The sequence below is a fragment of the Pseudorhodoferax aquiterrae genome (genome assembly GCF_014652235.1).
In the GTDB taxonomy this organism is placed as follows: Bacteria; Pseudomonadota; Gammaproteobacteria; order Burkholderiales; family Burkholderiaceae_C; genus Pseudorhodoferax; species Pseudorhodoferax aquiterrae.
The window spans coordinates 1-701 of sequence record NZ_BMYK01000089.1 but is presented as its reverse complement, the minus strand read 5'-3'; the positions used below and the strand labels follow the sequence as shown (position 1 = coordinate 701).

The following is a 701-nucleotide window of genomic DNA, read 5'->3' as shown; positions in this document are numbered from 1 at the left end:
CTGTGCCAGGGCTGGTCCGACGTCAGTGACCACAACGCGCTGCGTTCAGACCTGGCGATGCAGACGGCCGTCGGGCGCGATGAGGCGCTGGCCAGCGCGCCCACGCTCAGCCGCCTGGAGACGGCTGCCACACCGGCGCAGGCCTGGGCACTGCATGGCGTGCTGCTCGATCAGTTCATCGCCAGCCGGCGCACTGGCCGTGCCCCGCGCGAGCTGGTGCTGGACGTGGACGCCACGCATGTGCCGCTGCATGGACAGCAAGAGCGCGGCTTCTTCCACGGCTACTACGACAACTACTGCTACCTGCCCCTGTACGTGTTCTGCGGCCAGGACCTGCTGGCGTGCGTGCTGCGCCCCAGCGACCGCGACCCGGCCAGCGTGGTCACGGCGCTGCTCAAGCGGCTGATCGATGTGCTGCGCAAGGTGTGGCCGAAGGTGCGCATCGTCGTGCGCGGGGACAGCGGGTTCTGCCGCCCGCGCGTGCTGCGCCGCCTGGACGCCTGGGGCGTGCACTACGTGATCGGTCTGCAGAAGAACGCACGGCTGCTGCGCCAGTGCGAACTGGCCGAACTGGCGCTGGCCGACCAGTACCGGGACTGCGGCACCAAGCAGCGCATGTACGGCAGCTTTGCATACGCCGCCGACAGCTGGGACAGGCCACGGCGTGTCATCGCCCGGCTGGAGCACGGCCCGCAAGGGGC

The 701-nt window shown here is 70.0% G+C and carries 1 protein-coding gene; it reads left to right on the top strand.

All coding sequences use genetic code 11. From position 1 onward, the window contains the following. Positions 1–701: IS1380 family transposase (locus IE209_RS33650; protein WP_189691203.1), on the top strand; the 701-nt coding region annotated here is incomplete at both ends.